This window comes from Actinomyces sp. HMT 175, from assembly GCF_016694895.1.
Classification (GTDB): domain Bacteria; phylum Actinomycetota; class Actinomycetes; order Actinomycetales; family Actinomycetaceae; genus Actinomyces; species Actinomyces oris.
Map to the genome: position 1 here is coordinate 1603166 of NZ_CP068012.1, position 17968 is coordinate 1621133.

A 17968-nucleotide genomic window follows, 5' to 3' on the forward strand; every position below is an offset into this window, starting at 1 on the left:
ACGACACCGCACGAGAAACAGCCTCGGCTACCCGTCGAGCAGCAGGCCTGCGACGAGCAGCCGCCTCAGAAGATGACGATCGAGTCGACCTCACGCCCCTGGAGCTGGCGGCGACCGCCCAGATCGGACAGCTCCAGCAGCATGCAGATGGCCTCCACCGTGGCGCCGGCCTGCTCAATGAGGGAGATGGAGGCAGCGGCCGTCCCACCGGTGGCCAGCACGTCGTCGATGACCAGGACACGCGCACCCTTGGTGACGGTCTCGGGCCTCAGCTCCATCCGAGCCGTGCCGTACTCGAGTGCGTAGTCCACGCCGATGACCGGGCCGGGCAGCTTGCCGCCCTTGCGCACCGTAATCATGCCGACCCCGAGCCGAACCGCCAAGGGCGCCGCCAGGATGAAGCCGCGCGACTCGAGCCCCGCGATCGCATCGATCCGACCCCGGTAGTGATCGGCCAGCCCCTCGACGAGAGCGGCGAAGGCCTGCCCATCGGCCAGGAGCGGAGTGATGTCCCGGAAGAGGACCCCCGGCTCGGGGAAGTCGGGAATCTCGCGCAAGTGGCTCATGACCAGCCTGGTCAGAGACTCGGGCACCGACTCGGAATGGGCCACGGGAGCGGTCATCTGCGCTTCTTCTTCCTTTTCGGCTGAGCCGCCACGCCGAGGTGGTGGCCGGGAGTGACTGGTGAGGCGGCCGGAGCCGCGTCAATCTTAGCCAGTTCCTCGGCGTCGTCACCGGCCTCCTCCCGACGGTGCTGGCGCGCCGCGGCGACCTTGGCGGCCTGCTCCTTGATGCGCGTCTCACGTGAGCGCAGGTCCACTAGGAGGGGGGTGGCCAGGAAGATCGAGGACAGGGTTCCGGCGATCATGCCGATGAACAGCGTCAAGGCGATGTCGCGCAGCGTTCCCGCCCCCAGGATGAAGGCGCCGACGAACAGCAGCGAGGCCACCGGGAGCACGCCGACCACGGAGGTGTTGATCGAGCGGATGAAGGTCTGGTTGACCGCCAGGTTCGCCAGCTCGGCGTAGGTGGATCGGCTCTGGGACTCGAAGTCCTCGGTGTTCTCCCGGATCTTGTCGAAGACCACCACCGTGTCGTAGAGGGAGTAGCCCAGAATCGTCAGCACGCCGATGATCGTGGCCGGGGTGACCTCGAATCCGGACAGGGCGTAGATGCCCACGGTGACGATGATGTCGTGGCACAGGGCGAGCAGGGCCGCCGCCGCCATCTTCCAGGTGCGGAAGTACGCCCAGATGAGCAGTCCGACGAAGATGAAGAACAGGACCAGTCCTCGAACCGCCTTCTTCGTGACGTCGGAGGACCAGGTCGGTCCCACAGTCGTCGCTGAGACGTTGGAGGAATCGGTCTTGTAGGCGGTGGCGAGCTGACCGGCCAGCGAGTCGAGACGCTGCTTGCTCAGCTCAGAGGTCTGCACCCTCACCGACGACGACCCCATGGTCGTCACCGAGGAGCCGGCCGCCAGGTCGCTCTTGGAGAGGACCTCGTTGGCAGGACGCTCTGAGGGGGAGGACAGCCCCGTGACGGTGATCTCCGAACCGCCCTTGAAGTCGATGCCCGGAGTCAGGCCCACAGTGCCCAGGAGCGTGGCCGAGCCAAGAATGATGACGACGGCGATGAGATACCAGATCTTCCGTTTGCCGACAAAAGGGATGGATGTCTTGGCCGAGTAGAGCTCGTTACCGAGCGTGGCGAGAGACTTCACTTCGTCTCACCGTCCTTTCCCTTGTCGGCCGCGGCATCGACCGCGTCACCTTCCTGCTGCTCAGCATCATCGTCGGCGGCCTCGCCGTCGGACTCCTCAGCCGCGTCCTCCGGGCTCTCGGCGTTCCTGCGGGCCTCGGCCTTGCGGCGCGCCAGCGACCCGGTCACGCGGTCGGCGACGGCCTCGCGCCCCTTGCCGTAGGTCGAGGACGTCGCCCCGAGGTGCTCGGGGTCGAGGCCGGAGAGGCGGTGCCCCTCGCCGAAGAAGCGGAATCGGACGATCCACTCCATCATCGGGTGGGTGAACAGGATGATGATGGCCAGGTCCACGCACGTGGTCACCCCCAGGGTGAAGGCGAATCCCTGCACCCCGCCGACGGCCAGGAAGTACAGGACGATCGCGGCCACGAGGTTGACGGCGTCGGAGACGAGGATCGTGCGCCTGGCGTGCTTCCATCCCTCATCGATCGCGGTCCTCAGGGTCCGTCCCTGACGCACCTCGTCGCGGACGCGCTCGAAGTAGATGATGAAGGAGTCGACTGTGATGCCGATAGAGATGATGAGCCCGGCCACCCCCGCCAGGGACAGGCGGTACCCCATGGTCGCGCTCAGGGCCGCGATGACCAGGTAGGTGCCGGCTGCTGCCACCACCAAGGAGGCCACAGCCACCACCGCCAGGCCGCGGTACTGCCAGGCCAGGTAGAGGATGATGAGGGCGAAGCCGATGAGTCCGGCGATCAGGCCGTTGCGCAGCTGCTCGGTTCCCAAGGTGGCGGAGATCTGCTGCTCGGACTGCACCGTGAAGCTCAGCGGCAACGAGCCGAAGGAGAGCTGGTTGGCCAGCGTGTTGGCCTGGTTCTGGCTGAAGCCACCGGTGATCTGGACCCGTCCGTCGGTGATCGGTGAGTGGACGGTCTCGTTGAAGCCGGAGGCCATGATGGTCAGGCCGTCCAGGACGATGGCGAACTGGGCCTTGGCCTGGCTGTCCTGGTTCTGAGCGCCTTGAGCACCCTGCGCGCCGGCGGCACTGGCCTGGTCGCGGTAGGCCAGCAGCCGCTTGGACATCTCGGCGAACTTCTTCGTGCCGTCAGCGTTGAAGGCCAGCGAGACGACCCACTGCTGGGTGGCCTGTCCTCGGGAGTCAGTCTCCAGGCCCGAGTTGGCGCTCTTGAGCTCGGTGCCGGTGATCTCGGCCGGGCCGAGGATGTAGGCGCCTTGGTGCTGGGAGCCGGCCTCCTTGGAGCAGGAGATGACGGCGACCTTGGGGTCCTGCGTCTGACCGGTGAGGTTCTTCGGGTCGGAGCAGTCGGTCATGTAGCCGTCGTAGAGGAGCTTCTCGGTGATCCAGGAGTCCGACGAGTTCGTCTTGTCCTGAGCGGGGAGCGGGTCGGAGGAGATGACCCCGTCCTGGTTGACGTCCGCCAGCTGCTTGGCGATCTCCTCGGGAGTCCTGGGCTGTGCCGTCGACTGAGCCGTGGGCTGCGCGGTGGGGGCCGGAGTCGCAGCCGGCTGCTCGCCTTGGCCCGAGCCCTCCTCGGCGCCCTCGGAGTCCGCCGCCGGCTGAGTCGCCTCGCTGCTGGCGCTCGGGCTGGGCTGAGCCGCCTGCGCCGGGGTCGGCCCACCAGAGGGGTTCTGGCTGGCGATGTTCTTGGCGGCCTGCTGGGCGCTGCCCGGCAGAATGCGCAGGACCGGGCGGAAGTACATGACGGCCGAGGTGCGCACCAGCTCCAGGGTGGCCTGGCTGGGCTTACCCGGCAGCGAGACCACGATGTTCTGACCGCCCTGGCGGGAGATCTGCGCCTCGGAGACACCGGAGGCGTCCACGCGCTGGCGGATCACCTCGATGGCCTGCTCGACGTCGTTGTCACTGATCGCCGAGCCGTCGGAGGTGGTGGGCGTCAGGATGAGCTGGGTCCCGCCCTCCAGATCGAGGGCGAGGCCGGGGGTGAGCGAGGCCTTGTGCCTCATGCTTCCCGCCACGAGCGCACCGAAACCGATGACAAGGACGAGGATGAACATCAGGAGGCGGCGCCCTGGGCGCTTTCGCTGCTTACTGGACACGTGGTCCCTTCCTGGAGTGGAGTGTGCTCGAGCACATGGCCCGAAGGCTGAGGTGAGTGTGGGGTAGGGATGCTTGGCGGGCACCACCATGAGACGCACCGTTTCCGGTGGACTCGGCGAGTCTGGTCGCCAGGCGCGGGTGGGGTGTGCAGGGCTCCGCGGGGAGCCGCCGCGCTCACATCGGAGCAGAGCGTTCGGTTCTCGACATCAGGACTGCGGCTCGGCCGCGTCCTGCTCGGAGTCCTGGATGTCGTTGTCAGTCTGCTCGACGTCGGAGCCGGACTCCTCGTGGGCGGAGGCCGAGCCGAAGGGCGGCTCCTCGATGGCGGCGATCGCCCGCTTGCTCCACAGAGTCTCGTCGCCCAGCGGCGTGGCCAGGGTGACCACGTCGCCGTCGACCTCGACAACCGTGCCGTAGAAGCCGCCGATGGTGCGAACCCAGTTGCCGGGTACCAGGCCCTTCTCGGTACGGCGCTTCTGCTCCTCCTGCATCGCGCGCTGCCTGCGGCTGACGAACCACATCATCAGGAGCATCCCGATGAGCATGATCCAGATGAAATACGACGACATGGAGGCCTCTTCCGTTTCGACTAGGCAGTCCCGGCTGATGCAGACCTACGACTGTCACAGGCCGGCGGTGGCGAGTCTATGGCACGCGGGCCAGAGCCTTACCGACCGTCGGCGAGTGGTCGGGCACAACTGGGTACCAACCGGTTACAAAATGGTCACATTACCCGGTTGTCAGTCAGGAGAACAATGATCCGTCGGCAGGGGGCTCGAGTCCCAGATGGCTGTAGGCCGCCGGCGTGGCCGCCCGCCCCCGCGGGGTGCGCACCACGAGCCCCTCTCGCACCAGGTAGGGCTCGGCCACGGTCTCCACCGTCTCGGGCTCCTCCCCCACGCTGACTGCCAGCGTCGTCAGCCCCACCGGGCCGCCGCCGAACCGGGTGCACAGGGCCTCAAGCACCTGGCGGTCCAGACGATCCAGGCCCAGGGCGTCGACCTCGAAGACATCCAGGGCGCCACGCGCCGCCTCCAGGTCCAGCCGACCGGGACGCCCGTGCACCTCCGCCCAGTCCTGGACCCGGCGCAGCAGCCGGTTGGCGATTCGGGGTGTGCCGCGCGAACGTGAGGCCAGCTCCTTGGCGGCGTCCGCCTCCAGGCTCACCCCCAGCAGCCCCGCGCTGCGCGTGAGGATACGGGTGAGCTCGCCCGGCCCGTAGTAGTCGAGGTGCCCGGTGAAGCCGAAGCGGTCCCGCAGCGGCGCCGGCAGCAGCCCCGCTCTCGTGGTGGCCCCGACGACGGTGAAGGGAGGCAGGGACAGGGGGATGGAGGTGGCACCGGGTCCCTTTCCCACGACGATGTCGACCCGGAAGTCCTCCATCGCCAGGTAGAGCATCTCCTCGGCGGTGCGTGCCAGGCGGTGGATCTCATCAATGAACAGCACATCCCCCTCCTCCAGGGAGGACAGGATGGCCGCGAGGTCTCCGGCGTGTTGGATGGCCGGCCCCGAGGTCAGGCGCAGAGAACCGTCCACCTCGGCGGCGATAATCATGGCCAGGGTGGTCTTGCCCAGCCCAGGCGGCCCCGAGAGCAGAACGTGGTCAGCCGTCACTCCACGGGCAAGGGCCGAGCGCAGCACCACCGAGAGCTGGCCTCGCACCACCTCCTGCCCGGTGAAGTCCTCCAGGCGCTTGGGCCGCAGGGCCGCCTCGGCGGCGCGCTCGGTGGCGTCGGCGCCGCCACCGACCAAACGCTGCCCATCGAGCTCATCGGGCTCAGCCACGGTGTCCGCCTCCCAACCACCTCAAGGAGGCCCGCAGCACCGCCGCCATGTCCGGCTCCTGGCCTCCATCGGCGGCATCAGCCGTCACTGAGGAGACCGCCTGGTGCGCGCTGGCCTCGTTCCAGCCGAGCTGCACCAGGGCGGCGACCACGTCAGCGTGGGGCTCGGGACCGCCGTCGCTCATCGCCCCCACCCCCTGCGCGCTCTGCGCAGCAGTCTGCGCGGCCCCCAGATCGTCCCCGGTGACAGGGCCCAGCTTGTCGGCCACGTCCAGGATGACGCGCTGAGCGCCCTTGGGTCCCAGGCCGGGTACCCGCGTGAGGGCGGCGACGTCCTGGGAGGCGATGGCCCGCCTGAGTGCGTTGGGCGTGTGGACGGCCAGCATCGCCAGCGCCAGCTTGGCTCCGACACCCTTGGCGCTCATCAGGGTGCGAAAGCTGTCCCTCTCGTCGGTGTCGGCGAAGCCGAACAGGGTCAGCGAGTCCTCACGGACCACCATCTCGGTGTGCACGAGGGTCTCCTCGCCGACCCTGAGGCCGGACAGCGTGGTGGGCGTGGCCTGGATACTCATGCCGACGCCGCCGGTCTCAATGACGGCGTTGGTCAGGCCGACACTGAGGACAGTGCCGCGCAGGGAGGCGATCATGGGCGACTTCTCCTGGGGTTCTCAGCGGATCGAGCGCTCTCAGGCCGCCTTGACGGACACCGACGGGGCTCGAACAGACGTTCGGATCCTAGCAGCCCGACGTCGGCGGGGTCCTCAGCGCCGCACTCGTCGCGGGTCGACGGCGCCGGTGCGCCGGGCCGCGGCCTGGGCGGCGGCCCACTGGCGCTGTGCCGGCGTGCGGGCGGAGACACGCACCGCTCCCCCGGCGGAGACCATCTCGGTGGCGTCGTCCGTGCCCGTTCCGCCCCCTCGCCAGCCGTGGCAGATCGCCTGCGCCAGGGCGTCGGCGGCGTCGGCCGGCCGGGGTGGGGCGTCGAGGCCGAGGATGCGGGTGACCATGGCCTGGACCTGAGCCTTGTCAGCCGTGCCCGAGCCCGTGACGGCGGCCTTGGCCTCACTGGGCGTGTGCTGAGCGACCTCCAGGCCCGCGCGCGCCGCCGTGGCCATCGCGGTCCCCATGACCTGGGCGACCCCGATGACCGAACGCAGGTTGTCCTGCGCGAAGACCCGCTCGATGGAGACCACCGACGGGCCCAGGCGGGCGATCCAGTCCTCAATGGCCTCCGTGATGGTCAGCAGCCTCAGCTCGGGGCTCTGGGAAGGCGGCGTGCGAACCACGCCGACCTCCACGAGGCGCACCTGACGGCGAGGGTCGACATCGACGCATCCCAGACCGCAGCGGGTCAGTCCGGGATCGATACCCAGGACCCGCTGCTGGGCGACGACGGCGCGAGCCGAACGCGGCCGGGGGCCGGCGAGGTCCAGGGGCTCAGTCCTCGTCGCCGGCGAACTCGGCGGCCACCTCTGGGCTGAGGTCCACCGAGGTGTAGACGTTCTGGACGTCGTCGGAGTCCTCCAGGGCGTCGATGAGGCGGAAGACCTTGCGGGCTCCTTCGACGTCGACCTCCACCTTGGTGCCGGCGACGAACTGGACCTCGGCGGAGTCGTAGTCCATCCCCGCCTCCGTCAGGGCGGTACGCACGGCGACGATGTCACCGGGCTCGGAGTAGATCTCGAAGGACTCGCCCATGTCCTCGACCTCCTCGGCGCCGGCCTCCAGGACGGCCATGAGGATGGAGTCCTCGTCCACGCCGTCGGCCTTGGCGACCTCGACGACGCCCTTGCGGGTGAAGTTGTAGGCCACCGAACCGGGGTCGGCCAGGTTTCCGCCGTTGCGGGAGAAGGCCACGCGCACGTCGGAGGCGGCCCGGTTGCGGTTGTCGGTGAGGCACTCGACGAGGAAGGCGACCCCGCCGGGGCCGTAGCCCTCGTACATGATGGTCTGCCAGTCGGCGCCACCGGCCTCCTCGCCGCTGCCGCGCTTGACGGCGCGGGTGATGTTGTCCGCCGGCACCGAGTTCTTCTTGGCCTTCTGGATGGCGTCGAACAAAGTGGGGTTACCGGTGGGGTCACCACCGCCGGTGCGGGCAGCAACCTCGATGTTCTTAATGAGACGTGCGAAGAGCTTGCCGCGCTTGGCGTCGATGGCGGCCTTCTTGTGCTTGGTGGTGGCCCACTTGGAGTGACCCGACATAAGTGCTCCTTGGGAGTCGATACTGAGGGCGCTGCCGGACCTGCTCAGGCCCGGCGCGTCACCATGGAGACGAAGACGTCGTGGACCCGGTGGTCGCCTCCGACCTCCGGGTGGAAGGACGTGGCGAGCAGGGATCCTTGACGAACCGCGACGATCCTACCGCCGTCGGCCCCACCGACCCCAGCCGCACGTCCGGCGCGGGTCGTGGCGAGGATCTCGACGCCCGGGCCCACCTCCTCCACCCAGGGGGCCCGGATGAAGACGGCGCGCAGCGGTCGGTCCGGCCCCGCGCCGAGCTCCGGGGCGATGAGGTCCTCCTCGTAGGAGTCCACCTGTCGGCCGAAGGCGTTGCGGCGCACGGTCATGTCGATGCCACCCAGGAAGGCCTGACCCTCCTGAGCCCCCTCGACGCGGTCGGCCAGCATAATCATCCCGGCGCAGGACCCGTAGGCGGGCAGGCCCGCGCCGATGAGCTCGCGCAGGGGCGCAAGCATCTCGAAGGCGACCAGCAACGTACTCATGGTGGTCGACTCCCCTCCGGGGATCACCAGGCCGTCAAGCCGGTGGCCGGGGGCCTCACCCAGATCGGCGGCGCGGCGCACCACGACGGGTCGCGCTCCGGCCGCCTCGAGGGCCAAGGAGTGCTCGCGCACGTCGCCCTGAAGGGCCAGGATCCCGACCGTGGGCCGGGAGTCGGGCGCTGCGAGCGCGGGAAAGAGCGCCCGGGGGTGGCGGGCGTCCATCGTGTGGGCCGGGCGGTGGGCGTGGCTCGGGTCGGTCATCAGGCTCCTTCAGGCGCTGGGGTCGCAGTAACGGGGAGGGTTGCTCGCGAGCTCGGCCAGGACCTCGTGGTCCACCGGATCGGTGAGGTCGAGGCACCGGCCGTTCCAGCCCGAGGCGAGCTCCTCCACGATCTCGGGCAGGCGCACCGGGTAGATCTCCTGCCCCCGCTGCTGGGCGGCCTGCAGCTGCTCGGCACTCCACCACGAGATGGAGTCGACGACGTCGCGCTCCAGGCACGTCCAGCCGTCCTTCCTGATCGGGTGCCGGGTCGGCAGGTGCAGGAGGAAGAAGATCTCGTCCTGTCGGCACGTGACTGAGGCGAAGCGGAAGATCGCCTCCCGGTGGGCGATGGGCCCCTCCAGGTCCTCCGGGGCGACCTCGATCCCGGACTCCTCGACCAGCTCACGCACGGCCCCGGCACGGGGGTCCTCACCGCTGTGGAGTCCTCCTCCCGGGGTGAAGACCCAGCTGTGATCCGGGTCCGCGGCGTCGTGCCCCACCAACAGCAGTACCTCGCCGTCCTGGGTCACGGCCAGGACCCGGCCGGCCGTCCTGAAGGGCAGACCGTCCTCCCCCAGGCTCCACTCGCCGGCGTCGAGGTGCTGGTCCCAGTCCTCCGGGACCAGCACCGGGTGACGCCCATCGACCAGGCGGCCGGTCACCAACCGCGTTCCGCCAGGCGGTGGGGCTCGGGAATCTCGTCGACGTTGATCCCCACCATTGCCTCGCCCAGTCCGCGCGAGACCTCGGCGATGACGTCGGGGTCGTCGAACTGCGCGGTGGCGCGCACGATGGCGGCGGCCCGCTTGGCGGGGTCGCCGGACTTGAAGATGCCCGAGCCCACGAAGACGCCTTCGGCCCCCATCTGCATCATCATGGCGGCATCGGCCGGGGTGGCGATGCCACCGGCGGTGAACAGCACGACCGGCAGGTGCCCGGTGCGGGCGACCTCGGCGACGAGCTCGTAGGGGGCGGCGAGCTCCTTGGCGGCCACGTAGAGCTCGTCCTCGGGCAGCGAGGTCAGACGACGGATCTCATCGCGGATCGTGCGCATGTGAGTCACCGCGTTGGAGACGTCCCCGGTTCCGGCCTCTCCCTTGGAGCGGATCATGGCCGCGCCCTCGGTGATGCGGCGCAGCGCCTCACCCAGGTTGGTGGCTCCGCACACGAAAGGAACGGTGAAGGACTGCTTGTCGATGTGGTGGGCGTAGTCGGCCGGGGTGAGGACCTCGGACTCGTCGATGTAGTCCACGCCGAGGCTCTGGAGGACCTGGGCCTCCACGAAGTGACCGATACGGGCCTTGGCCATGACCGGGATGGAGACCGCCTCGATGATGCCGGTGATGAGGTCGGGGTCGCTCATGCGGGCGACGCCGCCCTGGGCTCGGATGTCGGCGGGGACGCGCTCGAGCGCCATGACGGCGACGGCTCCCGCGTCCTGGGCGATACGGGCCTGCTCGGGCGTGACGACGTCCATGATGACGCCTCCCTTGAGCATGTCCGCCATGCCGCGTTTGACGGTGAGGGTGCCGGTGCTGGGAGTGGTCTGTTCTGTACTCAATCGTGGTCCTCCGGCCGTGAGCCGCGGCCGCCGCACGGGGGCGGCAGCAACGTCTCCGAGAAAATGCTGACGCCACGCATGCTACCCCGCGCCTCCGTAACAGTCCCCGATACTCACGCAGCGAGACCTGAACCGTCGCAGGATATCCGGCTACTGCCGTCTTCTAGCCGGCCCCGAGGAAGGACCGGCGCGCCTGGCTGATCCGGTCGAGCAGCTCGGTCTCCTTGACGGACAGTTCGCCCAGATCGTGGCTGTCCACCGCCTGCTGGCGTAGCTGGGCCAGTTCCGCAGCACCTTTCTGGAAGGTGTTCATGGCCGCTGAGGCATGCAGTCCCCTGGTGGCGGCCCACCGCTTGCCCGACCGGCGCCCCGCACCGGTGGTGAGCATCTGGATTTCGGCCGGGGAGAACCAGCCGGCGCGGGCGTAGTCCTCCAGCCCGCGACGCATCGACCGGCGCTCACTCCAACGCAGCCACGAGACCAGTCCGGCGCACAGAGCGTAGAAGGGGAACTGAAGCAGCAGATACACCCCGAAGTTTGCAGCAACAAAGCCGTTCCAGGTCGCATGAAGCAAAATCGCACCGACCAGACCAACAGGAGCCATCCACGCCCAGGCGTACTGAGAGCGCCGGCGGGAGGAGACACCGATGGCCACTCCGGTGCAGGCGGTGAAGGTCAGGTGGGCAAACGGGGACAGGACCCCTCGCATGACGAAGATCGTCCCCACGTACTCCCAGCCCTGAACGAAGTAGAGAATATTCTCCACGAAGGCGAAGCCTGCGGCGGTGAACGCCGCATACACGACCCCATCGATCGTCCCATTGATCGTGCGGCGCCAGATGAGGAAGACGAACAGGACGCCCAGTCCCTTGGTCAGCTCCTCCACCAGAGGCGCTGAAATGACACCGGCCGCGTTCGGGTCCCCCATGGCCTCGGTGATGACCCGACCCACCCAGCCGTTGACCACCAACGAGCACAGGGTGGACACGCTCGTCCCCCACAGGAACGCCACCAGGAGCGTGACCACCGTGAACACACCGGGAGGCCTGGGCTCCCAGCGGACGTACCAGAACACTCCCGCGAGCAGCATCGTGACCACCAGCACCCCGCCCAAGGGGATGAGCGCCAGCAGAAACGATGGAAGCACGACCGGACCGAAATCGTCTCGAAGCCTTGAGAAGAAGTACACGGTGAGCAGCGAGAACAGAACGATCGCGGTGAGCATGACGATCGCCCCGACCCTCGCCGGAATACCAGGTGGGATGAGGGAGGCCACCTGCTCGTGCTGCTGCCGGCCATCCTCAGGATCCGTGGCCCGCGAAGGAGGCGTGCCCTGAGTGTCACGATGAACCTGATACCGCTGCCCGACTCCGGGAAGGGGGCCGGAGTCGGCTGGGGTCCGCGGCAGGGCACTGGAGCGCCGGTATCCGGGACGGGGAGCCCAGGGACTGGGGGGCATGCTCATGGAATCACCTCGGTTGCACCTCGTCGTCGCGCTCGGGCGGCGTCTCAGGGGTGGTGTCGTCGTCGGCATCGAAGGTCTGGGGCATGGGTGCGTGCCCAGCCAGGTGGCACATCCGGACGAGCAGCCGTGCCCTGAGGGCCTGGGCCTCGCTGACGTGGGTGTTGTGGAACCTGCGGGCCAGGACCAGGCGGGAGCAGGCCCGGTCCAGGCGGTTGAGCGCGGGCAGGCTCAGCGGGTCGGCGGACAGCTCGCGGCGTGCGGGCTCGCTGACCACCGTTCGCAGGACCCGACTGAGGTCGGACTCGATGAGGGCCCGACTGCGGGCGGTCGGCGCCGGGAGCGCCGCGCCGCTGGAAGCAGGATGGGAGGAGGGGATGCCCTCAAGAGGCGTGGAGGTGTCCAGACCGTCATCGACGAGCGGCCCCTCGGCGTCCAGCGCCTCGCGAGCGGCCCGGCTGAGCAGCAGGCCGGAGGCCGGATCCAGGGCGGGAACGGTGGCCAGCTCCGCTGCGGCCTCGGCCCGGTGAACGAGCTGGGCCTCAAGCGTGGCCCGAGCGCCCAGCACCTGCCGGTGCAGCCGGTCCACCCGCACCGCCCTGGCGTAGAGGGCCCACCCGGCGGTCACGGCCAGCCCGACCAGCAGCACGACGACGCTCCACAGCGGCGCCGTCATCGCGCCGGACTCTGTGGAGGACAGTGCCGGTAGGGCCGTGGTCGCACTGGCCGGGGTATCAACGGCCTGCGTCATGGCCGTCGTCATGCTTGCTGCCATGGTCGGTTCCTCATCACTCCTGAGATCAGCTGCTAGTCGTCCAGAGCATCGCGCAACCGGCCCAGCATGGTGCGCGAACCGGGGGCGGGCTCGACCCGGGTGTGAGCGGTGGACAGAGCCATGTCGTAGACGTCGAGCACCTCGTCGGTGACCGCAGACCAGTCGTAGCGGCCGACCACCTGACTGGCCGCCTGAACGCGAGCCTGAGCGGCCGTGGCGTCCTGCAGGGTGTCGATGATGACTCGGGCCAGGTCGCCGCCGTCCTCATTGCGGAACAGGGCCCCATAACGGCCTTCGCCAAGCACGTCCGAGAAGGCCTTGAGGTCGGAGGCGACGACCCGGGTGCCGGCGGCCATGGCCTCCACCAGGACGATGCCGAAGGACTCCCCTCCGGTCTGCGGGGCCACGTAGCAGCTGGCCGAGGCCAGCATGGCGGCCTTGTCCTCGTCGCTGACACCCCCCAGAAAGACCACGGAGTCGCCGAAGCGGGCCAGCTCCTCACGGATCTCCTGGGCCTGCCCGCGCCCTGCGATGAGGAAGCGCGCCCTGGGCACCGACTCCAGCACCGTCGGGATGGCATCGGCCAGGACCCGCAGTCCCTTGCGGGGCTCGTCCAGACGCCCCAGGAAGGAGATGGTGGGGGCCTCGTCCGTGCCCAGGAACCGGGGGTCGTCCTTGGGGGCGTCGGCGAAGGGCCTGACATTGACGCCGTTGGGAATGACGACGGCGTCGCCGCCGTGGTACTGGATGAGGGTGCGGCGGGCCTCCTCGGAGACGGCGATGCGGGCCGAGAGCTTCTCCATGAGCGGCACCGTCGCCGGGCTCAGCAGCTCACGGGCCAGCGAGCGGTCCATGGCGGCGTGGAAGGTGCCCACCACCGGCCCGGTGGCGGCCTGCAGGGCCAGCATCCCGACGCTGGGGGTGATGGGCTCATGGATGTGCAGGATGTCGAAGTCCCCGGCATCCAGCCAGCGTCGGGCCCGCCTGGCCACGAGGGCACCGAAGTTCAGCCGCGCCACCGAGCCGTTGTAGGGAATGGCGATGGAGTCACCGGCGCTGGTGACCCAGTCGGGAAGCTCGGTGTCCTGGGAGGCCGGCGCGAGGACCTGTACCTCGTGGCCGCGGCGGAAGAGCTCACCGGCCAGGTCCATGACGTGGACCTGGACGCCTCCGTGAGCGTCGAAGGAGTAGGGGCAGACGATACCGATCCTCATACGTCCTCCTCGTGGGCGCCCTGCTGGTCGCGGGCGTGGCTGCGAGCCAGGCGCTCCTGGTCCAGGTCGGCATCGAAGACGGGCTGAAGCATGTGCCAGTCCTCGGCGTGCTCGGCAAGCAGAGGCTCCAGCGCGGCGACCCAGGCGCGCGTGTGCGCCACGACCTGCTCGCGTCCCTCCAGCTGGTGGGGCGCCGGAACCCTGCGGGCGGTCAGCACGATTCCCCAGGGCGATCCAGCCCGACGGAGCCTCTGCCCGGTGAGCGGCTCGTAGTGGATCGAGGCGGCGTACAGGGGGCGTCCCAGGCGCTGGGCGATCGCCGCGGGGCCGGCGGCCACCCGTGCGGTGGCGCCGCCCAGCTGCGCGGTGATGCCGGCCGAGGACAGGTCCCGGTCCGCCAGGAGCGCGACGACGTAGTGCCCCTGGCTCGCCGCCTCAAGGAGGCGGTCGAAGACCTTCTCCCCGTGGGACTGGCCGATGATGCGCATGCCCAGTGACTGGCGGAAGGAGACGAACTGCTCGAAGAGGTCCGCGGGCTCCAGGCGCTCGGCGACGGTCAGGACGGTGGCGAGCTCACGGCAGGCCCAGGCTCCGATGAGGTCCCAGTTGCCCATGTGTGGCAGGGCCATGACGACGCTGCCGGCGCGCACATCCTCGTGCAGCTGGGGGTCGATGTCGGTGCGCACGCGCGCCAGGATCTGCTCCGGTGTGATACCGGGCAGGGCGAAGGCCTCGTAGAAGTAGCGCATGTAGGAGCGCATGCCGGCTCGGGTGGCCCGGCGCAGCGCGCGCGGTGGTGTTCCCGCCGGGAGGATGCGTGAGAGGTTGCGCTCGAGCTGTCCCACCCCGGCGGTGGAGCGCTGCAGTCGCTGCCAGGCCCACAGCGCGTCGGCGACGGTGTGCGCCAGGCCGTAGCCCACCGACGGGGGCAGGTGGCGAGTGCCGCGCCAGGCCAGGCGGTAGGCGTCGGAGACGGCTGGCAGGCGCATCCTCATGCCTTCTCACCCTCCTGCCGGACCTGCTGGTGGACGGTGCGCACGCGCTGGATCACGGTGATGAAGGAGGCGATTGCCACGTAGACGAGCCCCGCGGCGAGCACCCACTGGGGCGCCCCGAGCCCCACGAGGAAGGTGGAGCCGAGCGCGACCAGGAGCCGGTCGGTGCGCTCGGCGATCCCCACGGAGGCGGTGGCGCCGATGGACTCGGCCCGGGCGCGGGCGTAGGGAACAGTGGCCGCCATGACGACGGCGACCAGGGCAGCCGCGACGGTCACGGTGCGCAGCGCGCCGACGGGCATGGACAGGGCCGCCCAGGCCGCGAGGGATCCCAGGACGGCGCCGTCTGCGAGACGGTCCATGGTGGAGTCCAGGAAGGCCCCGAACACCGAGCTCTTGCCAGTGGCCCGGGCCAGAATGCCGTCGAAGGAGTCGGCCACCAGCACCACGAGCAGGACCAGGGGCCCGGTCACGAAGTGTCCCTTCGGCAGCAGGGTGACCGCCGCCGTCACGGACAGGGCCGTTCCGGTGACGGTGAGCATGTTGGGAGTCACCCCGAGCCGCCCGAGCGCGAGGGCGGGTCGGGTGAACAGGGCCTTGGTCAGGCCGCGGCCGTGGTTGCCGAGCATGAGGTCCTTAACACTGGGGTGGAGCTGTCTAAGAGACGGGCCGTGAGGGCACGGGATGGACTGGGACGCAGGGGCGCCCCTCAGCCTGCCGGAGCACGTCGATCGAGGCCAGGGGGATCAGTCCCCGCTCTGCCCGACCGGGGCGGCCCAGGCGGCGGCGAGCATGTCCCGCTGCTCTCCGAGCAGCTGGGGAACGGGCTTGGTCCGACCGATGATGGGCATGAAGTTCGCATCCCCCTTCCAGCGCGGCACGATGTGCTGGTGGAGGTGGGCGGCGATCCCCGCACCGGCGACTTCACCCTGGTTCATCCCCAGGTTGAACCCGTGGGGGCGGCTCACCGAGCGCACGACGCTCATGGCCGTGGCGGTCAGCTCACCGATCTCCTGGCGCTCGGCCGGGGTGGCCTCGGTCCAGTCCGAGATGTGCCGGTAGGGGCACACCAGCAGGTGACCGGTGTTGTACGGGTACAGGTTCATGATGACGTAGCTGGTCTGGCCCCGGTGGACGATGAGGGACTCCTCGTCACCGCGTTGCGGCCCGGTGCAGAACGGGCACTGTGCGGGGGTGTCATCGGAGGGCTTGTTCTGCCCCCCGATGTAGACCATGCGGTGCGGAGTCCACAGCCGCTGAAAGGCCTGCGGAGCGCCCTCGTGGTAGAAGGGAGCCTCCACCTCGACGTCGTCACCGCCCCCGGGGGCGCTGATCGTCTCTCCGGTCACTTCCTCAGTCACTGTGCAGCTTCTCCCCCGCCGGGTCGTTGATACGGGCGTCGATGACGCTGACGATGTGGGCCACGGCCTCCTTGACGGGCACGCCGTTGGTCTGCTGGCCGTCGCGGAACCGGAAAGAGACGGCGCCGGCTTCGGCGTCCTCTCCCCCGGCGATGAGGGTGAAGGGGATCTTGTCCTTGGAGGCGTTGCGGATCTTCTTGCCGAAGCGGTCGTCGGAGTGGTCCACCTCGACGCGCACCCCCTGGGCGCGCAGCTGGGCGGCGACGTCATCGACGTAGGCGTCGAAGGCCTCGGCCACGGGGATGAGCCGGACCTGCACCGGGGAGAGCCAGGCGGGGAAGGCGCCCGCGTAGTGCTCGGTGAGCACCCCGATGAAGCGCTCCACGCTGCCCAGCTTGGCCGAGTGGATCATGATGGGGCGCTGGTGGGTGCCGTCAGCGGCCGTGTACTCCAGGTCGAAGCGCTCGGGCTGGTTGAAGTCGTACTGGATGGTGGACATCTGCCAGGTCCGGCCGATGGCGTCCTTGACCTGGACCGAGACTTTGGGGCCGTAGAAGGCGGCGCCACCCGGGTCGGGAACGACCTCCAGCCCGGAGGCGTCACAGGCGTCCTGGAGGGCCTGTGTGGCGGCGGTCCAGTCGGCGTCGGATCCGATGAACTTGTCCTTCTTGGCGCCGTCCTCGTCGCGGGTGGACAGCTCGAGGTAGAAGTCGGTCAGTCCGAAGGCCTTGAGGATGGACAGGAAGAAGTCGATCTGGGCGCGGATCTCCTCGCCGGCCTGCTCCGGGGTGCAGTAGGTGTGGGAGTCGTCCTGGGTGAAGCCGCGCATGCGGGTGAGCCCGTGGACGACACCGGACTTCTCGTAGCGGTAGTCGTGGCCCATCTCGAAGAAGCGCAGCGGCAGCTCGCGGTAGGAGCGTCCGCGGGAGCGGAAGATGAGGTTGTGCATCGGGCAGTTCATGGCCTTGAGGTAGTACTCCTGGCCGGCCTTGGTGATGTTGCCCTCGGCGTCGCGCTCCTCGTCGGCGAGCATGGGCGGGAACATGGTGTCGGCGTAGTAGGGCAGGTGCCCGGAGGTATGGAAGAGCCCGCCCTTGGAGATCTCGGGGGTGTGGACGAAGTCGAAGCCGTAGTCCTGGTGGCGGTCGACGACGTACTGCTCGATCTGGTGACGCAGCATGGCGCCCTTGGGGTGGAAGACCACCAGGCCGGGGCCGATCTCCTCGGGGAAGGAATAGAGGTCGAGCTCGGCGCCGAGCTTGCGGTGGTCGCGCTTGGCGGCCTCGGCCAGGCGGGTCTGGTAGGCCTTGAGATCGTCCTTGGTGGCCCAGGCGGTGCCGTAGATCCGCTGGAGGGAGTCGCCGGACTGGTCGCCCTTCCAGTAGGCCGACGAGGACTTGGTCAGCGCGAAGCCCTGCCCGATGAGGCGGGTCGAGGGCAGGTGGGGGCCGCGGCACAGGTCGGTCCAGGCGACGGTGCCGTCGCGTCGGACGTTGTCGTACATGGTCAGCCCGCCGGCGCCGACCTCGACCGAGGCGCCCTCGGCGCCCGCTCCCTTGGTGGTGATGAGCTCGAGCTTGTAGGGCTGGTCGGCCAGCTCCTCACGCCCCTGGTCCTCGGTGATGTCGCGGCGCACGAAGCGCTGCCCCTCCTTAACGATCCGCTTCATGCGCTTCTCGATCTCGCGCAGCATCTCGGGGGTGACGGCGTCAATGGCGCCGAAGTCGTAGTAGAAGCCGTCGGTGATGAAGGGGCCGATGCCGAGGTTGACGTCCGGGAACATCTCCTGGACGGCCTGCGCCATGACGTGGGTGGCGCTGTGGCGCAGGATGTTGAGGCCGTCCTCGCTGGCCAGGGTGATGGGCTCGACGACGGCGCCGGCCGGGACCTGGCGCTCCAGGTCCCAGGGCTCGCCGTTGACGCGCATCGCGACGACGCCGTCCTTCTTGACGGCGTCCTGCAGGAGGAGCGCCCCCGTGATGCCCGCCTCAATGGTGCGGGGCGCGCCGTCGAGGGTGATCTCAATCATGGGCTGGTCTGACACGGG

At 69.3% G+C, this 17968-nt stretch carries 18 protein-coding genes; all 18 read right to left on the reverse strand.

The genetic code is table 11. The features are described from left to right. Positions 1 to 65: 65 nt before the first annotated feature. Positions 66 to 623 (reverse strand): adenine phosphoribosyltransferase, encoded by a 558-nt coding sequence (locus JJJ14_RS06825; RefSeq protein WP_004564814.1) that lies wholly within the window; start codon positions 621 to 623, stop codon positions 66 to 68. Next, positions 620 to 1723 (reverse strand): protein translocase subunit SecF, encoded by a 1104-nt coding sequence (secF, locus tag JJJ14_RS06830; RefSeq protein ID WP_201443679.1) that lies wholly within the window; start codon positions 1721 to 1723, stop codon positions 620 to 622. Before secF ends, JJJ14_RS06825 begins: the two co-directional genes overlap by 4 nt. After that, positions 1720 to 3783 carry a protein translocase subunit SecD gene (gene secD / locus JJJ14_RS06835; RefSeq protein ID WP_201443680.1) on the reverse strand — a complete coding sequence of 688 codons (2064 nt, stop codon included), beginning with the start codon at positions 3781 to 3783 and terminating at the stop codon, positions 1720 to 1722. Before secD ends, secF begins: the two co-directional genes overlap by 4 nt. A 207-nt stretch (positions 3784 to 3990) precedes the next feature. Beyond that, the gene (gene yajC / locus JJJ14_RS06840; RefSeq protein WP_004564811.1) at positions 3991 to 4353 is read right to left on the reverse strand and encodes a preprotein translocase subunit YajC; all 363 of its coding nucleotides are present in this window, start codon (positions 4351 to 4353) and stop codon (positions 3991 to 3993) included. A 175-nt stretch (positions 4354 to 4528) separates the two neighbouring features. Next, positions 4529 to 5569, reverse strand: a complete 1041-nt coding sequence (ruvB, locus tag JJJ14_RS06845) for a Holliday junction branch migration DNA helicase RuvB (RefSeq protein WP_009405798.1) — start codon at positions 5567 to 5569, stop codon at positions 4529 to 4531. Then, complete coding sequence (gene ruvA, locus JJJ14_RS06850) at positions 5562 to 6215, reverse strand: Holliday junction branch migration protein RuvA (protein WP_101558116.1); 654 nt, start codon at positions 6213 to 6215, stop codon at positions 5562 to 5564. Before ruvA ends, ruvB begins: the two co-directional genes overlap by 8 nt. Before the next feature lie 114 nt (positions 6216 to 6329). Further along, the gene (locus JJJ14_RS06855) at positions 6330 to 6935 is read right to left on the reverse strand and encodes a crossover junction endodeoxyribonuclease RuvC (RefSeq protein ID WP_101558115.1); all 606 of its coding nucleotides are present in this window, start codon (positions 6933 to 6935) and stop codon (positions 6330 to 6332) included. Between the two features lie 70 nt (positions 6936 to 7005). Further along, positions 7006 to 7770, reverse strand: a complete 765-nt coding sequence (locus JJJ14_RS06860) for a YebC/PmpR family DNA-binding transcriptional regulator (RefSeq protein ID WP_004564807.1) — start codon at positions 7768 to 7770, stop codon at positions 7006 to 7008. Positions 7771 to 7814: 44 nt separating this feature from the next. After that, positions 7815 to 8552 carry a pyridoxal 5'-phosphate synthase glutaminase subunit PdxT gene (gene pdxT / locus JJJ14_RS06865; RefSeq protein ID WP_020991492.1) on the reverse strand — a complete coding sequence of 246 codons (738 nt, stop codon included), beginning with the start codon at positions 8550 to 8552 and terminating at the stop codon, positions 7815 to 7817. Between the two features lie 9 nt (positions 8553 to 8561). Beyond that, positions 8562 to 9215: an NUDIX hydrolase gene (locus JJJ14_RS06870; protein WP_201443681.1), complete on the reverse strand. Its 654-nt coding sequence runs from the start codon at positions 9213 to 9215 to the stop codon at positions 8562 to 8564. Beyond that, positions 9212 to 10114 (reverse strand): pyridoxal 5'-phosphate synthase lyase subunit PdxS, encoded by a 903-nt coding sequence (gene pdxS / locus JJJ14_RS06875; protein ID WP_004564804.1) that lies wholly within the window; start codon positions 10112 to 10114, stop codon positions 9212 to 9214. The genes JJJ14_RS06870 and pdxS overlap by 4 nt, the downstream gene beginning before the upstream one ends. 163 nt (positions 10115 to 10277) lie before the next feature. Further along, a complete protein-coding gene (locus JJJ14_RS06880; protein ID WP_201443682.1) occupies positions 10278 to 11579 on the reverse strand; it encodes a PrsW family intramembrane metalloprotease in 1302 nt (433 codons plus the stop codon). A gap of 4 nt (positions 11580 to 11583) precedes the next feature. After that, positions 11584 to 12351 (reverse strand): hypothetical protein, encoded by a 768-nt coding sequence (locus JJJ14_RS06885; protein WP_201443683.1) that lies wholly within the window; start codon positions 12349 to 12351, stop codon positions 11584 to 11586. Between the two features lie 32 nt (positions 12352 to 12383). After that, positions 12384 to 13565: a glycosyltransferase family 4 protein gene (locus JJJ14_RS06890; protein ID WP_201443684.1), complete on the reverse strand. Its 1182-nt coding sequence runs from the start codon at positions 13563 to 13565 to the stop codon at positions 12384 to 12386. After that, positions 13562 to 14560 carry a phosphatidylinositol mannoside acyltransferase gene (locus JJJ14_RS06895; RefSeq protein ID WP_201443685.1) on the reverse strand — a complete coding sequence of 333 codons (999 nt, stop codon included), beginning with the start codon at positions 14558 to 14560 and terminating at the stop codon, positions 13562 to 13564. Before JJJ14_RS06895 ends, JJJ14_RS06890 begins: the two co-directional genes overlap by 4 nt. Beyond that, complete coding sequence (gene pgsA, locus JJJ14_RS06900) at positions 14557 to 15189, reverse strand: phosphatidylinositol phosphate synthase (protein ID WP_201443686.1); 633 nt, start codon at positions 15187 to 15189, stop codon at positions 14557 to 14559. The genes JJJ14_RS06895 and pgsA overlap by 4 nt, the downstream gene beginning before the upstream one ends. Before the next feature lie 117 nt (positions 15190 to 15306). Further along, complete coding sequence (locus tag JJJ14_RS06905; protein WP_101558108.1) at positions 15307 to 15921, reverse strand: HIT family protein; 615 nt, start codon at positions 15919 to 15921, stop codon at positions 15307 to 15309. Beyond that, positions 15914 to 17965 carry a threonine--tRNA ligase gene (thrS, locus tag JJJ14_RS06910; protein WP_143225426.1) on the reverse strand — a complete coding sequence of 684 codons (2052 nt, stop codon included), beginning with the start codon at positions 17963 to 17965 and terminating at the stop codon, positions 15914 to 15916. Before thrS ends, JJJ14_RS06905 begins: the two co-directional genes overlap by 8 nt. Positions 17966 to 17968 lie beyond the last annotated feature (3 nt).